This window comes from Massilia polaris (assembly GCF_012927275.1).
GTDB classification, from domain to species: Bacteria; Pseudomonadota; Gammaproteobacteria; order Burkholderiales; family Burkholderiaceae_D; genus Telluria_A; species Telluria_A polaris.
Genome location: NZ_JABBGG010000013.1, coordinates 15,480 through 31,353, shown reverse-complemented (window position 1 = coordinate 31,353; position 15,874 = coordinate 15,480). Strand labels below are relative to the sequence as shown.

Annotated in this window: 15 protein-coding genes; 14 read left to right on the top strand and 1 reads right to left on the bottom strand. The window is 61.9% G+C overall.

Translation table 11 applies throughout. The annotated features are described in order from the left end of the window. Window positions 1-14 precede the first annotated feature (14 nt). The 12 genes from HHL21_RS18890 (at window position 15) to HHL21_RS18835 (ending at window position 13,684) form a co-directional block, all read left to right on the top strand. A complete protein-coding gene (locus tag HHL21_RS18890) occupies window positions 15-1,541 on the top strand; it encodes a SpoVR family protein (protein WP_169468916.1) in 1,527 nt (508 codons plus the stop codon). Between the two features lie 480 nt (window positions 1,542-2,021). Then, a complete protein-coding gene (locus HHL21_RS18885) occupies window positions 2,022-2,681 on the top strand; it encodes an energy transducer TonB (RefSeq protein ID WP_169468743.1) in 660 nt (219 codons plus the stop codon). Between the two features lie 87 nt (window positions 2,682-2,768). Next, the gene (locus tag HHL21_RS18880) at window positions 2,769-3,731 is read left to right on the top strand and encodes a MotA/TolQ/ExbB proton channel family protein (RefSeq protein WP_206085911.1); all 963 of its coding nucleotides are present in this window, start codon (window positions 2,769-2,771) and stop codon (window positions 3,729-3,731) included. 3 nt (window positions 3,732-3,734) lie between these two features. Further along, on the top strand, window positions 3,735-4,172 hold the full coding sequence (locus tag HHL21_RS18875; RefSeq protein ID WP_169468740.1) for an ExbD/TolR family protein: 438 nt from the start codon (window positions 3,735-3,737) through the stop codon (window positions 4,170-4,172). 72 nt (window positions 4,173-4,244) lie between these two features. Beyond that, a complete protein-coding gene (locus HHL21_RS18870; protein WP_206085909.1) occupies window positions 4,245-4,673 on the top strand; it encodes an ExbD/TolR family protein in 429 nt (142 codons plus the stop codon). Between the two features lie 93 nt (window positions 4,674-4,766). Then, window positions 4,767-5,996, top strand: coding sequence for a tetratricopeptide repeat protein (locus tag HHL21_RS18865; protein ID WP_169468739.1), 1,230 nt, complete (start codon window positions 4,767-4,769; stop codon window positions 5,994-5,996). Window positions 5,997-6,392: 396 nt separating this feature from the next. Next, window positions 6,393-7,364 carry a bifunctional riboflavin kinase/FAD synthetase gene (locus HHL21_RS18860; protein WP_169468737.1) on the top strand — a complete coding sequence of 324 codons (972 nt, stop codon included), beginning with the start codon at window positions 6,393-6,395 and terminating at the stop codon, window positions 7,362-7,364. 70 nt (window positions 7,365-7,434) lie between these two features. Beyond that, a complete protein-coding gene (gene ileS, locus HHL21_RS18855; protein ID WP_169468735.1) occupies window positions 7,435-10,341 on the top strand; it encodes an isoleucine--tRNA ligase in 2,907 nt (968 codons plus the stop codon). 19 nt (window positions 10,342-10,360) lie between these two features. Then, window positions 10,361-10,876: a signal peptidase II gene (gene lspA, locus HHL21_RS18850; RefSeq protein ID WP_169468733.1), complete on the top strand. Its 516-nt coding sequence runs from the start codon at window positions 10,361-10,363 to the stop codon at window positions 10,874-10,876. Window positions 10,877-10,897: 21 nt separating this feature from the next. Beyond that, window positions 10,898-12,118, top strand: coding sequence for a bifunctional phosphopantothenoylcysteine decarboxylase/phosphopantothenate--cysteine ligase CoaBC (coaBC, locus tag HHL21_RS18845; RefSeq protein ID WP_169468911.1), 1,221 nt, complete (start codon window positions 10,898-10,900; stop codon window positions 12,116-12,118). 11 nt (window positions 12,119-12,129) lie between these two features. Further along, entirely contained in the window at window positions 12,130-12,579 is a 450-nt protein-coding gene (dut, locus tag HHL21_RS18840; protein WP_169468731.1) for a dUTP diphosphatase, read from the top strand. A 16-nt stretch (window positions 12,580-12,595) separates the two neighbouring features. Continuing rightward, complete coding sequence (locus tag HHL21_RS18835) at window positions 12,596-13,684, top strand: M48 family metallopeptidase (protein ID WP_169468729.1); 1,089 nt, start codon at window positions 12,596-12,598, stop codon at window positions 13,682-13,684. A gap of 47 nt (window positions 13,685-13,731) precedes the next feature. Here the strand turns inward: HHL21_RS18835 and HHL21_RS21970 are convergent, their stop codons facing one another. Beyond that, window positions 13,732-13,866: a hypothetical protein gene (locus HHL21_RS21970; RefSeq protein ID WP_267869622.1), complete on the bottom strand. Its 135-nt coding sequence runs from the start codon at window positions 13,864-13,866 to the stop codon at window positions 13,732-13,734. 46 nt (window positions 13,867-13,912) lie between these two features. Between HHL21_RS21970 and HHL21_RS18830 the strand changes: the two genes are divergently transcribed. After that, complete coding sequence (locus tag HHL21_RS18830) at window positions 13,913-14,893, top strand: XdhC family protein (protein WP_169468727.1); 981 nt, start codon at window positions 13,913-13,915, stop codon at window positions 14,891-14,893. 75 nt (window positions 14,894-14,968) lie between these two features. Further along, a complete protein-coding gene (locus HHL21_RS18825) occupies window positions 14,969-15,871 on the top strand; it encodes a DMT family transporter (RefSeq protein WP_229496594.1) in 903 nt (300 codons plus the stop codon). Window positions 15,872-15,874 lie beyond the last annotated feature (3 nt).

Genomic DNA, 15,874 nt, shown 5'->3' with positions numbered 1-15,874 from the left:
AGAGAGTATTGACGATGCCCAGAGACCCGAAAAATCCGCGCGCCCTGCCCGAACAGTCGGAGTGGACCTTTGACCTGATCGAGCACGCGCACGAGGAAATCCGCCGCGTGGCCAGCAGCTTCGGCCTCGACACCTACCCGAACCAGCTCGAAATCATCACCGCCGAGCAGATGATGGATGCCTACACCTCGGTCGGCATGCCGGTCTCGTACAACCACTGGTCGTTCGGCAAGCACTTCCTGACCACCGAGAAGAGCTACAAGCGCGGCCAGATGGGCCTCGCCTACGAAATCGTCATCAACTCGAACCCGTGCATCGCCTACCTGATGGAAGAGAACAGCCTGGCGATGCAGGCGCTGGTGATCGCCCACGCCGCCTACGGCCACAACTCCTTCTTCAAGGGAAACTACCTGTTCCGCACCTGGACCGATGCCGACGCGATCGTCGACTACATGGTGTTTGCGAAGAACTACATCGCCGAATGCGAGCGGCGCCACGGCATCGACGCGGTGGAGCTGCTGCTCGATTCATGCCATGCCTTGCAAAACTACGGGGTCGACCGCTACAAGCGCCCGGCCAAGCTGTCGATGGCGCAGGAGAACGCGCGCCAGAAAGAGCGCGAGGAGTATGCACAGTCGCAGGTCAACGCGCTGTGGCGCACGGTGCCGCGGCGCGACGAGGAAGTGGCCGACGAGGCGGTGCCGCGCTTCCCGCCCGAGCCGGAAGAGAACCTGCTGTACTTCATAGAGAAGTACGCGCCGCTGCTGGAGCCGTGGCAGCGCGAGCTGGTGCGCATCACGCGCAAGATCTCGCAGTATTTCTACCCGCAGCGCCAGACCCAGGTGATGAACGAAGGCTGGGCCACCTTCTGGCACTACACGATCTTGCAGGAACTATATAAAGAGGGCGTGGTCGGCGACGGCTTCATGCTCGAGTTCTTGCAGAGCCATACCAACGTGGTCTACCAGCCGCCCGCCACCAGCCCGTACTACAGCGGCATCAACCCGTATGCGCTTGGCTTTGCGATGATGAGCGACATCCGCCGCATCTGCGAGAACCCGACACCGGAGGACCGCGAGTGGTTCCCCGGCATGGCCGGCACCGACTGGAAGAAGGCGCTTGATTTCGCCATGCGCAACTTCAAGGACGAAAGCTTCATCGCCCAGTACCTGTCGCCCAAGCTGATCCGCGACTTCCACTTCTTCGCCGTCCTCGACGACGACAGGAACGACAAGCTGACGGTCTCGGCGATCCACGACGAAGCGGGCTACCGCTACGTACGCCAGCAACTGGCCGAGCAGTACAACCTGGGCAACCGCGAGCCGAACATCCAGGTCTGGCAGGTCAATACGCGCGACGACCGCGCACTGACCTTGCGCCACACCCAGTTCCAGCGGCGCCCGCTGAACCAGCAGGCCCAGGAGGTGCTGCGCCACGTGGCCCGCCTGTGGGGCTTCGACGTCAGGCTCGAGACGGTCGACCCGTCCGGGCAAGTGGTCAGCAGCCTCGACGTCAAGCGCGAAAAGCGCCAGCGCGACTAGCCGCCTGCCGTATGTAGAGTATTGGTCCTGGCATAACCTGTGGCTATACCAGGACCAGCAAGTCCCCGCCCCTGCCATCCCCCCGCATGACTTTCAACAGAACGCCACCGCTTACCGAAACTGGCTATAGTTATAATATTAGCCATGCCCATCTGAATAATCTTTTGCGGGCTGACTTACTTTGGCACCAATGTATTGCCATATTCTATGGCAATGCGAATTTACAACGGCACCCAGGCAAATGCACAACAGATTGTAATTCTGTCTTTTCTTTCTTTCTTGAACTAGTTTCCGGCCCTCTGCGGCGCCTTCCGAACTACCGGAAGAGCTCGCTGCGAGAGGGTTTTCGCATGCAAAAACATATGTGAAAAAAAGAATTCGTAGGTATAATTCTTTGATGTCCCGGATGCGGCTCAAGATTTTGTCGTGTTTTGTGGGTTTAGTAGCAACAAAAAAGAGTTGGTATTGGAGAAAGCAGGCATGAATTTTTCGCATGAGAAGGACCCGGGAAAGAATTTCACTGGTATCGCGGTCGTTGTCATCCTCCACGCTCTCGTGGCATGGGGCATCGTCAGCGGTCTCGGGACCCGTATGGTCACCAAAATGGCCGAAGCCGTGGAGACAAAGATTATTGAAGAGGTAGCGCCTCCGCCACCACCGGAAGCACCGCCGCCGCCACCACCACCGGAAATGAAGGCTCCACCGCCACCATTCATTCCCCCGGTTGAAGTGAACGTGCAGCAGCCTCCGCCGGTACAAAACGCGATCTCGAATGCGACGAGCGTTAAACCGGCGAGCAACGAGCTTGCCCCACCGGCCCCACCAGCACCGACCTCAGCACCAGTAGCCAAAGCCGCTCCGATGCGCGTGGCAGCGGTTGCCGATTTCAGCACTTGCGCAAAACCAGAATGGCCTAAAGCCTCGCTGCGCAACGAAGAGACCGGCACCGTGACCCTGCAGTTCCTGATCGGTACTGATGGCCGGGTGGCAGATTCCAAGATCGTCAAGTCGTCTGGCTTCCGCGATCTGGACAAAGCGGCGGTAAGCGGCATCTCGAAGTGCCGTTTCAAGCCAGGTATGAATGACGGCAAGCCGGAACAAGCTTGGATGACAATGCAATACGTCTGGACGCTGGAATAAAAACCGAGACAGCAGTCAGGTCTCAAACTGTGATTTTCGTTGTCGATACGTTCAGCGAACTGATTATTTTATAAATTTGGAGGAAGCATGTTTAAGAATACCCGTTTGTCCGCTATGTTGGCGGCTGTCCTGTTCTCGCTCACGGCTGCCGGCGCACTGGTTTCCGCACCAGCGTTCGCGGACGCACCAGCTGCACCTGCAGCTGAAGCAGCTGCACCTGCAGCTGACGCAGCCGCACCGGCAGCTGACGCAGCCGCACCGGCAGCTGACGCTGCAGCTCCTGCGGCTGACGCTGCAGCTGCTGAAGCGGCACCGGCTGGCGACGTCGCTGCCGGCGAAAAAGAAGAAGTCAAGAACCCGTACGGCATCGAAGCCCTCTGGGAAGAAGGCGACTTCGTGTCGAAAGGCACCCTGATCATCCTGTCGCTGATGTCGATGGGTTCGTGGTACATCCTGATCACCAAGCTGATCGACCAGGCCAAGATCATGAAGCAGTCGAAAGAAGCCCAGGCCAAGTTCTGGAAAGCTTCGTCGATCGCAGCCGGTTCGGCAACCCTGAAAGAAGGCAGCCCGTTCCGCTTCATCGCTGAAACCGGCACCAAGGCAACCCAGCACCACGACGGCGCCCTGCTTGAGCAGATCGACCTGTCGACCTGGGTAACGATGTCGATCCAGCGCGCTGTTGAAAAAGTTCAGTCGCGTCTGCAAGACGGCCTGTCGTTCCTGGCAACCGTTGGTTCGACCTCGCCGTTCATCGGCCTGTTCGGTACCGTTTGGGGCATCTACAACGCGCTGACCGCTATCGGTATGTCGGGTAACGCGTCGATCGACAAGGTCGCAGGTCCAGTTGGTGAAGCACTGATCATGACCGCGTTCGGTCTGTTCGTCGCAGTTCCAGCAGTTCTGGGTTACAACTGGCTGGTCCGCCGCAACAAGTCGGCAATGGAAGATGTTCGCTCGTTCAGCGCCGACGTTCACTCGGTTCTGATCTCCGGTGCAATGTCCACCAGCGAAGCAGGTCGTGCTGCTGGTGCTAAAAAGATTGGGTAAATCATGTCAATGAGCGTCGGCTCCGAATCCGGAGATGAAGATGTAGTGATGTCAGAAATCAACACGACGCCGCTTGTCGACATTATGTTGGTTCTGCTCATCATCTTCCTGATTACGAGCCCGGTTGTCCTGAAGCTGCAAAACGTTGCGCTGCCTTCGGAAACCAACCAGGCCCTGAAGAGTAAACCTACCAACGTCAACATCGTTGTCAACAAAGATGGTGACATGTATCTGGGCCAGAAGCGTTTGGCCGATACGACGGAGCTGTTCGAATTCCTGAAGCAGGAAGCCGTTAAGCTGCCGCAGCCGGAAGTACATGTTCGTGGCGACCAGGAAACCCGCTACGAATACGTCGGCAAGGTGATTTACACGGCACAGCGTGCTGGGATTCAGAAGGTTGGATTCATTACCGAACCGCCAGATAAAACTGGCGGTCGTTAAGATCCTTCCTCCGCGCCGGGCCCTCCTCTGGAGTGGTCCGGCCGGTAAAGTCCCACCATTAAAGGAAACATTATGAGTATGAGTGTCGGAGCTCCAAAAGCTGGTGGCGATCCGGAACCGATGATGGAAATGAACATGACACCCCTGATCGACGTAATGTTGGTCTTGATTATCATGTTGATCATCACGATTCCGAAGCAAAACCACTCGGTCAATCTGAACATGCCTGTTGGCAATCCACCGCCAAGCAACATCAAGCCTGTCGTCGTCACCATCGACGTCGACTTCGATGGCACCATCCTGTGGGACGGCCAGGTTGTTCCAGATCGTGCTACGCTTGAGTCGAAGCTTGCTTCGGTCGCAGCGATGGCAGACCAGCCAGAAGTACATCTGCGTCCTAATAAGTTGGTGGCTTACAAATCTGTAGCCGGTGTCATGGCTTCTGCACAGCGTCTTGGCGTGACCAAGATCGGCATGGTCGGCAACGAACAGTTCCAGTAAGTCGCTATCGTTTGATTGACGTACAACGCAGGGATTCCCTGTGAGAAACAGCAGGGATTCCCTGCTGTTTCGCTTTTGATTGAAAGAACTTAAATGATCAAATCCCGCATCGCGCACCTCGGCCTCGTGTTGGCCGCTCTCGGTTTTATCGCTGCAACCCCAGTCATCGGACTGTCGATCGCCCACGCTGCTGAAGCGGTGCGCGCGGAAATCGGCGGCCCACTGCAAAACGCGCAGAAGCTGATGAAGTCGGGCAAGAACAAAGAAGCGCTGGCAGAACTGCGCAAGGCCGACGGCGTCAGCAACAAGACCCCCAACGAGTCCTACCTGATCGAGCGCGTGCGCGCTGCCGCGGCCTCGGCTGCCGGCGATTACGACACCGCGGCCCGTTCGTTCGAGAGCCTGATCGCATCGGGCAAGCTCGGCGCCACTGAAAAAGCCCAGTTCTCCGAAGGCCTGATTGGCATCTACATGCGCGCGCGCGACTTCGGCAAGGCCAATGCCGCGATCGAACGCCAGCTCAAGGACCGTCACGATCCGAAGCTGCGCGCTTACCTGATCCAGAACTACTTCGCGATGGGCAAGACCGGCGAAGCCACCCGCCTGCTCCAGGCCGACCTGCAAGCGGATGAAAAAGCCGGACGCCGCCCGCAGGAAGACCAGCTGCAGATGCTGTCGAACATCCAGAACAAGGGTGGCGACAAGAACGGCTACATCAACACCGTCGAAAAGCTGGCCACCTACTACCCGAAGGAAAGCTACTGGCTGATCCTGCTGAACCGCATCTCGGGCAAGCCCGGCTTCTCCTCGCGCCTGTCGGTGGACGTGCTGCGCCTGCGCATGCACCACAACATGCTGAAAAAGCCGAGCGACTACATGGAACTGGCCCAGCTGGTTCTGCGTGACGGCGCGGCCGGCGAAGCGGTCAAGATCATTACCCGCGGCTACAAGGAAGGCATCCTCGGCGTAGGCCCGGATGCCGCGCGCCACCAGCGCCTGAAGGACCTGGCCGACAAGAACCTGGCCGAGATCAAGACCAAGGCAGCAGCGAACGAAGCTGACCTGGTCAAGACTGGCGACAAGGACGGCCTGGTAAGCCTCGGCTACGCGCTGGTCAGCGCTGGCGAGAACGCCAAAGGCATCGCGATGATGGAATCCGCGATCAAAGCTGGCGACCTGAAGCGTCCTGACGACGCCAAGCTGCGCCTGGGCCAGGCATACGCCATGGCTGGCAACAAGTCGAAAGCTGTCTCCACGCTGCGCACGGTTGGCGGCAAGGACGGCACGGCTGAAATCGCACGTTACACGATCATGTCGCTGTAATCGCAACGCGAAAAACGCCTTAGAGGGCGCTGCCAGCGAAAGCCGGCAGCGCCTTTTTCTTTGTTGAACACTCAATTCGGGGTCCGTCCCCGGGGACGGACCCCGAAGGTTAAGGACGTATAACCATTCATCTCTTCGTAGGGCGGGAAGCGTGGCCGCCGCCGAGGCGCACCCGCCTTTTTGACCTTCGGGGTCTGTCCCCGGGGACGGACCCCGATGTTGCCGATGTTGAATGGCGGTGCTTCTCCGAAATACGGCGACGCGTCGTTGGGTGGAAAAGGACAAAGCCCGCATTCCGCCGCCGCAAATCGCCCCGCCCTTCCCTATACCGTGTGCAACACGCAACTTGACCGTATAATCCACTATTTAGCAGCAGATTTTCCGGCCACAAATCCTATGAAGGTTTTTCGGGGACTTCCCAACGACAGGGCGCGCGCGCCTTGTGCTCTCACGATCGGCAACTTTGACGGTGTCCACCTGGGCCACCAGGCATTGTTGGCGCGCGTGCGCGCAGCCGCGTCCCGCCTCGGCATCGAAGCCGCCGTGATGACCTTCGAGCCGCATCCGCGCGAGTTCTTCGCCGATCGCCTGAAGGACCCGTCCAAGGCCCCCAGGCGCATCGCCAACCTGCGCGACAAGCTCGAGTCGCTTGCCGCCGCCGGCATCGACCGCGTCATCGTCGAACACTTCAACGAACACTTCGCCTCGATCGCGCCGGAAGACTTCACCCAGCGCGTGCTGGCCGATGGCCTGCACGTCAAATGGCTGATGGTTGGCGACGACTTCTGCTACGGCGCCAAACGCGCCGGCAATGTCGAGATGCTGAAGGAAGCCGGCAAGCGCCACGGCTTCGAAGTCGAGACCCTGCCCACCGTGATGCATGGAGAGCGCCGCATCTCCTCGTCGGCCGTGCGCAGCGCGCTGGCTGAAGGCGACCTGGCCACCGCGCGCGAGCTGCTCGGCCACTCCTACGCCATCTCCGGCCACGTTATCCACGGCCAGAAGCTGGGACGCACGCTCGGCTTCCCCACCCTGAACCTGCGCGTGGCGCACCGCCCCGCCCTGTCGGGCATCTTCGTGGTGCAGGTCCACGGCCTCGCCGCGTATCCGCTGCCTGCCGTGGCCAGCATGGGCGTGCGCCCGACCGTCGACGACAGCGGCCGCGTGCTGCTCGAAGTGCACCTGTTCGATTTTTCCGAGTCCTGCTACGGCAAGCTGCTACGGGTCGAGTTCCTCGAAAAAATCCGTGACGAGGAAAAGTACGACGACCTCGACACCCTGACCGCCGCCATCGCGCGCGACTCGGGCCAGGCGCGCGACTACTTCGCACAACGCGCCGGCGCCCTGACCGCGACCGACCGAATTTGACCGGGACCACCATGCCGCCGCGCGGCGCGCCTCATCCCGAAAAACCAGATACACACGATTGAAGAAAAACATGTCCGATACCAGCAAACCAGCAGACCAGCAAAAACCACAGCAAGCCCCGAAGGGCGGCAAGAAACCGGAAAGCAAATACCCGGTCAACATGACCGACACCCCGTTCCCGATGCGCGGCGACATGGCCAAGCGCGAACCGGGCTGGGTCAAGCAGTGGCAGGACAAGAAGGTCTATGAGCGCATCCGCAAGGCCGCCAAGGGACGTCCGATGTTCGTGCTGCACGACGGCCCGCCGTACGCCAACGGCGACATCCACCTCGGCCACGCGGTCAACAAGATTTTGAAGGACATGGTCGTCAAGGCGCGCACCATCGCCGGCTTCGATGCGCCTTACGTGCCGGGCTGGGATTGCCACGGTATGCCGATCGAGATCCAGATCGAAAAACAGTACGGCAAGAACCTGCCGACCGCCGAAGTGCTGACCAAGGCGCGCGCTTACGCGCACGAGCAGGTCGAGCGCCAGAAGAAGGACTTCATCCGCCTGGGCGTATTGGGCGAGTGGGACAACCCGTACCTGACGATGGCATACCGTAACGAGGCGGACGAACTGCGCTCGCTCGGCAAGATGCTCGACAAAGGCTACGTCTACCGCGGACTGAAGCCGGTCAACTGGTGCTTCGACTGCGGCTCGGCGCTGGCCGAGGCGGAAGTCGAATACCAGGACAAGCGCGACCCGGCGATCGACGTCGGCTTCCCGTTCGCCGAACCTGAAAAGCTGGCGGCCGCCTTCGGCCTGCCTGCCCTGCCGGCGGGCGACGGCTTCATCGTCATCTGGACCACGACGCCATGGACCATCCCGTCCAACCAGGCGCTCAACGTCAACCCTGAGATCACCTACGCGCTGGTCGAGACCAGCCGTGACGGCAAGCCGCTGCTGCTGATCCTCGCCGCCGACCTGGTCGAAGCCTGCCTGCAGCGCTACAAGCTCGAAGGCAAAGTGGTCGCAACCACCACCGGCGAAAAACTGGGCGGCATCGACTTCAAGCACCCGCTGCACGCGAAGGACGCGTTCTTCGACCGCCGCTCGCCGCTGTACCTGGCCGACTACGTCACCACCGAAAGCGGCACCGGCGTGGTCCACTCGGCGCCCGCCTACGGCCAGGACGACTTCATCTCGTGCAAGGCGCACGGCATGAAGGACGACGAAATCCTGACCCCGGTGATGGGCGACGGCCGCTTCGCATCCACCCTGCCGCTGTTCGGCGGCATGACGATCTGGGAAGCGTCCAAGCCGATCTGCACCGCGCTGACCGAAGCAGGCGCCCTGTTCGAATTGAAGATGTTCGATCACAGCTACATGCACTGCTGGCGCCACAAGACCCCGATCGTCTACCGCGCCACCTCGCAGTGGTTCGCCGGCATGGACATCACCCCGAAAGGCGGCGGCGCCACCCTGCGCGAGAGCGCGCTCAAAGGCATCTCGGAGACCCGGTTCTTCCCGGACTGGGGGCAGGCGCGCCTGCACGGCATGATCGCCAACCGTCCGGACTGGACCCTGTCGCGCCAGCGCCAGTGGGGCGTGCCGATGGCCTTCTTCATCCACAAGGAGACCGGCGAGCTGCACCCGAACACCCCTGAACTGCTGGAAAAAGTCGCCCAGCTGATCGAGAAGGAAGGCATCGACGCCTGGCTGAAAGTGGAGCCGGCCGACTTCCTCGGCGACGACGCCGCCATGTACATCAAGAACAAGGACACCCTCGACGTCTGGTTCGATTCCGGCACCACCCACCAGACCGTGCTGCGCGGTTCGCACGCGGGCCAGTCGCAGTTCCCGGCCGACCTGTACCTCGAAGGCTCGGACCAGCACCGCGGGTGGTTCCACTCGTCGCTGCTGACGTCCTCGATGCTCAATGGCCAGCCGCCCTACAAGGCGCTGCTGACGCACGGCTTCACCGTCGACGCGGAAGGCAAGAAGATGTCCAAGTCGCTGGGTAACACGCTGGCGCCGCAGAAGATCTCCGACACGCTCGGCGCCGACATCCTGCGCCTGTGGGTCGCCTCGACCGATTACACGGGAGAGCTGTCGATCAGCGACGAGATCCTCAAGCGCGTGACGGAATCGTATCGCCGCATCCGCAACACGCTGCGCTTCCTGCTGGCGAATACCTCGGACTTCGACCATGCGAAGAACGCAGTCGCGGTGTCCGACCTGCTCGAGATCGACCGTTACGCGCTGGCCAGCATGGCCGCGCTGCAGGCCGACATCGGCAGGCACTACGAATCGTTCGAGTTCCATCCGGTGGTGTCGCGCCTGCAGAACTACTGCTCCGAAGACCTGGGCGGCTTCTACCTCGACATCCTGAAGGACCGCCTGTACACCACAGCGATCGATTCGCACGCGCGCCGTTCGGCGCAAACCGCGCTGTGGCACATCACGCAAAGCCTGCTGCGCCTGATGGCGCCGATGCTGTCGTTCACTGCCGAAGAAGCGTGGGCGGTATTCGCGGGCGAACAGGCTTACCAGGACAGCGACGAAACCATCTTCACGCAGACCTACTGGGCGCTGCCGGAAGTAGCGGACGCCGCCACCCTGATGGCGAAGTATGCGACGCTGCGTGAAGTGCGCGCCGAAGTGACCAAGCAACTCGAAGAAGTACGCGGCTCTGGCGCCATCGGCTCGTCGTTGCAGGCCGAGCTGGCTATCAAGGCCTCGGGCGACAAGTACAAGGCGCTGGCGAGCCTGGACGATGAGCTGAAGTTCGTGTTCATCACCTCCAGCGCCAGCACCGAGGAAGTCGCCAGCGAGGCCGAGGAAGCGGTCGCCGTGACGGCGTCCGCCGCACCGAAGTGCGAACGCTGCTGGCACTACCGCCTTGATGTCGGCACCCACGCCGAGCACGCGGGCCTGTGCGGCCGCTGCTACAGCAACCTGTTCGGCAGCGGCGAAAAACGCGCCTTCGCATAAACCACCTACCTGACCACCAATGGCAACCAAAAAATCGACGTTCTCCGCCTCCTCGAAAGCGCGCTCCAGCCTCACTCCGTGGCTGGGCATCGCAGCGATCGTGATCCTGCTCGACCAGATCACCAAGATCACGATCGAACGGCTGTTCGTGTACGGCGAAGAACGCGTGGTCACCTCGTTCTTCAACCTGGTGCTGGCGTATAACCGCGGCGCCGCCTTCAGCTTCCTGTCCAACGAAAGCGGCTGGCAGCGCTACTTCTTCACGGCGATCGGCGTCATCGCGGTGGTGTTCATCATCACCCAGCTGCGCAAGAACGCCGGCCAGCGCATGTTTTGCTGGGCGATGGCGCTGATCATGGGCGGAGCGATCGGCAATGTGATCGACCGCCTGGCCTACGGCCACGTGATCGACTTCCTCGACTTCCACTTCGGCAGCCTGGGGCACTTCCCGGCGTTTAACATCGCCGACAGCGCCATCTTCATCGGCGCGGTGCTGTTCATCTACGACGAACTGCGGCGCGTGAACAAGAACTAAGCAAAGGGGCGGCACATGACGATGGACCTGAAGGGTAAGAAAATCGTCCTCGGCCTGTCCGGCGGGGTAGCGTGCTACAAGGCGGCGGAGCTGTGCCGCTCGCTGACGAAGGAAGGCGCCTCGGTGCAGGTCGTGATGACCGACGCCGCGACGCATTTCATCACCGCGGTGACGATGCAGGCGCTGTCCGGGAACACGGTCTACACCGACCAGTGGGACCCGCGCATGGCCAACAACATGGCCCACATCGACCTCACCCGCGACGCCGATGCGATCCTGATCGCGCCGTGCTCGGCCGATTTCCTCCGCAAGCTGGCCCACGGCGCCTGCGACGACCTGCTGTCGACCATGTGCGTGGCGCGCCCGCGCCGCCTGCCGCTGCTGGTGGCGCCCGCGATGAACGTCGAGATGTGGGAAAACCCGGCAACCCAGCGCAACGTGCGCCAGCTGGCGCTTGATGGCGCCTGCATCTTCGGCCCTGCGGCCGGCGAGCAGGCCTGCGGCGAAGTTGGCTTCGGCCGCATGCTGGAGCCGGAAGAACTGCTCGAAGAGCTGGTCGCCTCGTTCCAGCCCAAGGTATTGGCCGGCAAGCGCGTGCTGCTGACCGCCGGGCCGACGTTCGAAGCAATCGACCCGGTGCGCGGCATTACCAACCTGTCATCCGGGAAGATGGGCTATGCGATTGCCCGCGCCGCCCGTGAGGCGGGCGCCGAAGTCACGTTGGTGTCCGGCCCCACCACCCTGCCAACCCCGCACGGCGTGCGCCGCATCGACGTCAAGAGCGCGGCCCAGATGTACGACGCTGTCATGGCGGCCGTCGGCGGCCAGCACGTCTTCATCGGCGTGGCCGCGGTCGCGGACTGGCGCGTCACCAATGCCAGCGACCAGAAAATGAAGAAGCAGGATGACGGCGGCGCGCCCAACCTGCAGTTCGAGCAGAACCCGGACATCCTGGCCTCGGTAGCATCGACCACCTCGATCTCCGGCTGGCCGTACTGCGTCGGCTTTGCGGCCGAATCGGAAAACCTGGTCGAATACGGCGCCGTCAAGCGCGAGAAAAAGGGCATTCCTCTGTTGGTGGGCAATATCGGCCACCACACCTTCGGGCAGGATGACAACACGATCGTGCTGTTCGACGACAGCGGGCACACAGTGCTGCCGCGCGCAGACAAGCTTACGCTGGCGCGCCAGCTGATTTCAGAAATCGCAAAGCGCATCGAAAAGCGCTCCCTGCTCAAATAACAGAACCAACAATGAAAACAATCGACGTCAAGATCCTCGACCCACGCATGAAAGAACAGATGCCGGCGTATGCAACGGCCGGCAGCGCGGGGCTGGACCTGCGTGCCTGCATCGACGAAGCGGTCACCATCGAGCCTGGCCAGACCGTCCTGGTGCCGACCGGCCTCGCCATCCACGTCGGAGATCCGGGCTACGCCGCGATGATACTGCCGCGCAGCGGCATGGGCCACAAGAACGGCATTGTTCTGGGGAATCTGGTAGGCTTAATTGATTCTGACTATCAGGGACAACTGATGGTATCGACATGGAACCGCAGCCAGGCCGCCTTCACGCTCAACCCGATGGAGCGCCTCGCGCAACTGATCATCGTGCCGGTGCTGCAGGTTGGCTTTAACGTCGTTGAAGATTTCGATGCGAGTGAACGCGGTGCCGGCGGTTTCGGAAGCACCGGAAAACAATAATAAAGTGAGGACTACCATGACCCGTTTCGTCGGTCACCGCCCGGCATTGCTGGGCATATCGTTAGCATTACTCCTGTCCGCATGCGGCACCATCCAGCCGACTGCACCTGCATTTCCGGGCAAACCGGATCGTCCGCCGCAGGAAGACCAGCGCCCGGCGATCACGCCGCGCATGGCCGCTGCGGCGCAAATGCTGACCAAAATGGCGGCGCTCCAGGACCGCCTTTACCGCGTCGCGGCGCCGCTGTTGATCAACAACGCGCCGCTGTGCAAAAACCAGGCGCGCAACCTGCTTGGCTTCACCGCCAAGAACCGCTACTCCTATCCTGGCGAGTACAACGAAGCCGCGCACCTCGCCCTCGGCATGAACGATCGCCTGCAAGTGACCGGCGTACTGGCCGGAAGCGGCGCGGCCAAGGCCGGCCTTGAGATTGGAGACCGACTGGTTTCGGCGGGCGGCAAGCCGCTGCCGACTGGCGCGAATGCATCGACGCTGGCAGGTGCGGTGTTCGGGCCGCTGGTACGCGCCCAGTCCACGCTGCCCTTCGTCGTCGAACGCGATACGAAGCAGAAGCAGCTGTCGATTCCCGTCACGCGCGCCTGCGGCTTCGGCGTCGAACTCGGGAACTCGGACAACATCAACTCGTACGCGGATGGCTCGCGCGTGATGGTGACGCGCGGGATGATCAACTTCGTCGAAGCCGACGAAGAGCTTGCCTACCTGATGGCCAAGGGCATGGCGCACAACATGCTGGGCCACGCCTCGTCGCAGCGCAACGCGAGCACGATCGGCAGCATCATCGACAATCTGATGAGCACCCGGCCTGACACGTCGGTAACCATCGGCAGCGGCGGCATCAAGGCGATGCCGCAGGAACTGGACGGCGCAGCGGACAACCTGGCGATGTACCTGCTGGCGCGCGCCGGCTACCGGATTGAAGGTGCGACCGAGTTCTGGAAGCGGCTGGCGTCAACCCATCCGGCGACGGTGCTGAACGGGTATGTCGCGAATCATCCGGCGACTGCGTACCGCATCGCGGTGATCGAGAAGACGATTGCCGACATCAAGGCCAGGAAAGCCGCGGGCAAACCGCTGGTGCCGTAATCCCCACATCCCCGACATTCCCGCAAATGCGGGAATGTCCGGGATGATCAGCTCGGGAAATCCGGGAAAAACACCGCCATCACGTACGTCAGCACGCCCAGCATCGCCACGGTCGCTACCAGCACCAGCAATAAACGACCGAACTTCGGCGAGCCGTCGTCTTTTCTTTTATGATTGTCCATCTTCCCACTTGCTCCTTAGTCCTGGAGCACACAGTATATTCGATCGATGGACAGCATAGACCTCGAAGTTCTCAAGACCGCAGCGGGCTGGATCGGCGCCGGCCACCGCTGCGAACTCATCACAGTCATCAAAACCTGGGGCTCCAGTCCGCGCCCGATCGGGGCCACGCTCGCGATCTGCGATGACGGCCGCGTGGTCGGTTCGGTCTCGGGCGGCTGCATCGAGTGCGACCTGATCGAGCGCGTGCGCCAGAGCGGCATCACGCGCACCGTCCCCGAGATCGTCAGCTACGGCATCACCGCGGACGAGGCCCACCGCTTCGGCCTGCCCTGCGGCGGCACCATCGAACTGGCGATCGAGCCGCTGTCCAGCGCCAGCACCATCATCGACCTGCTCGAGCGCCTCGACCGCCACGAACTGGTCGCCCGCAACCTTAAGCTGCAAACCGGCGAAGTGACCTTGTCCCCCGCCCCCGCCGGCGCGGTGCAGCAGATCGCTGACGGCGTACTGACCACGATCCACGGCCCGCGCTGGCGCCTGTTCATCATCGGCGCCGGGCAGCCGTCGCGCTTCCTCGCGCAAGTGGCCACCGCGATGGATTACTACGTCACGGTGTGCGACCCGCGCGAAGAATACCGCGCAGGCTGGCAGCTGCCGGGCGTGCAACTGGTGCATTCCATGCCGGACGACCTGGTCATCGAAGCGCGGCTCGACCATCGCAGCGCCGTTGTCGCCCTCACCCACGATCCCAAGCTCGACGACCTGGCGCTGATGGAAGCGCTGAAGTCGGACGCCTTCTACGTCGGCGCGATCGGCTCGCGCGTAAACAATGCGAAGCGGCGCGAGCGCCTGAAAGAGTTCGACCTGAACGACGAACAGCTGGCGCGCCTGCATGGCCCGATCGGAATTTACATCGGCAGCAAGACGCCGTCGGAAATCGCGATATCGATCCTGGCCGAACTCACGGCCATCAAGAACGGCGTGCCGCAACAGCTGCGTGTGAAGCACGCCGACGGCCAGGCCTGATTCGAAAGCAAGAACCGGCTATCACGGGCCGGCGCAGGCAAACGACAATAACAATTTAAGAACCGGGATCGCTGAATGAACACCGCCAACATGCTCCGCCTCGTGCTGCTTGCCGCGATCTGGGGCAGCTCCTTCCTGTTCATGCGCATCGCGGCGCCGGTGCTCGGGCCCGCGGTGCTGATCGAGTACCGCGTCGGCTTCGCGGCCGTGTTCCTCGCGATCGTCGGCGTCATTCTCAAAAAGCGGCTCGACCTGCGCGCCAACTGGAAGCATTACCTTATCCTCGGCCTGCTCAATTCGGCCTTCCCGTTCCTGCTGTTCGCGTTTGCGGCGCGCACGCTGTCGGCGTCGGTGCTGTCGGTACTGAACGCCACCGCGCCAATGTGGGGCGCGCTGATCGGCGCCCTGTGGTCGCGCCAGGCGATATCCGGCCGCAGCGCGCTGGGACTCATCCTCGGCACCGCGGGCGTCGCGCTGCTGGTGGGCTTCGACCAGGTGACATCGCGTCCCGGCGCCGCCGTCGCGATTGCGGCGGCGCTTGTGGCGGCAGTCAGCTACAGCGTCGCCAGTGCATACGCTAAGACGGCTGAAAGTGTCGAACCGTTCGCCAATGCGCACGGCAGCATGTGGGCCGCCACGCTGCTCGTTATACCGGTGCTGCCCTTCTTCCCTGCACCGGCGGAACCGACCATCGGCATCATGGGGGCCGCGCTCGCATTGGGCATCCTGTGCAGCGGCATCGCATACATCCTTTACTTCAAGCTGATCCAGGATGTCGGCCCGACGTCGGCGCTTACCGTCACCTTCCTCAATCCGCTGTTCGGCATCCTGTGGGGCGCGCTGTTCCTCGGCGAATTGGTGGGATGGCACACGATCCTTGGCGCTGCCATCGTCATCACGGGCACGGCGCTGGTCACCGGCTTCCGCCCAGCCTTCCTGAGCCGTGCTATCGTGCCGCTTTCTCCAAAAAGCAAATAAGGC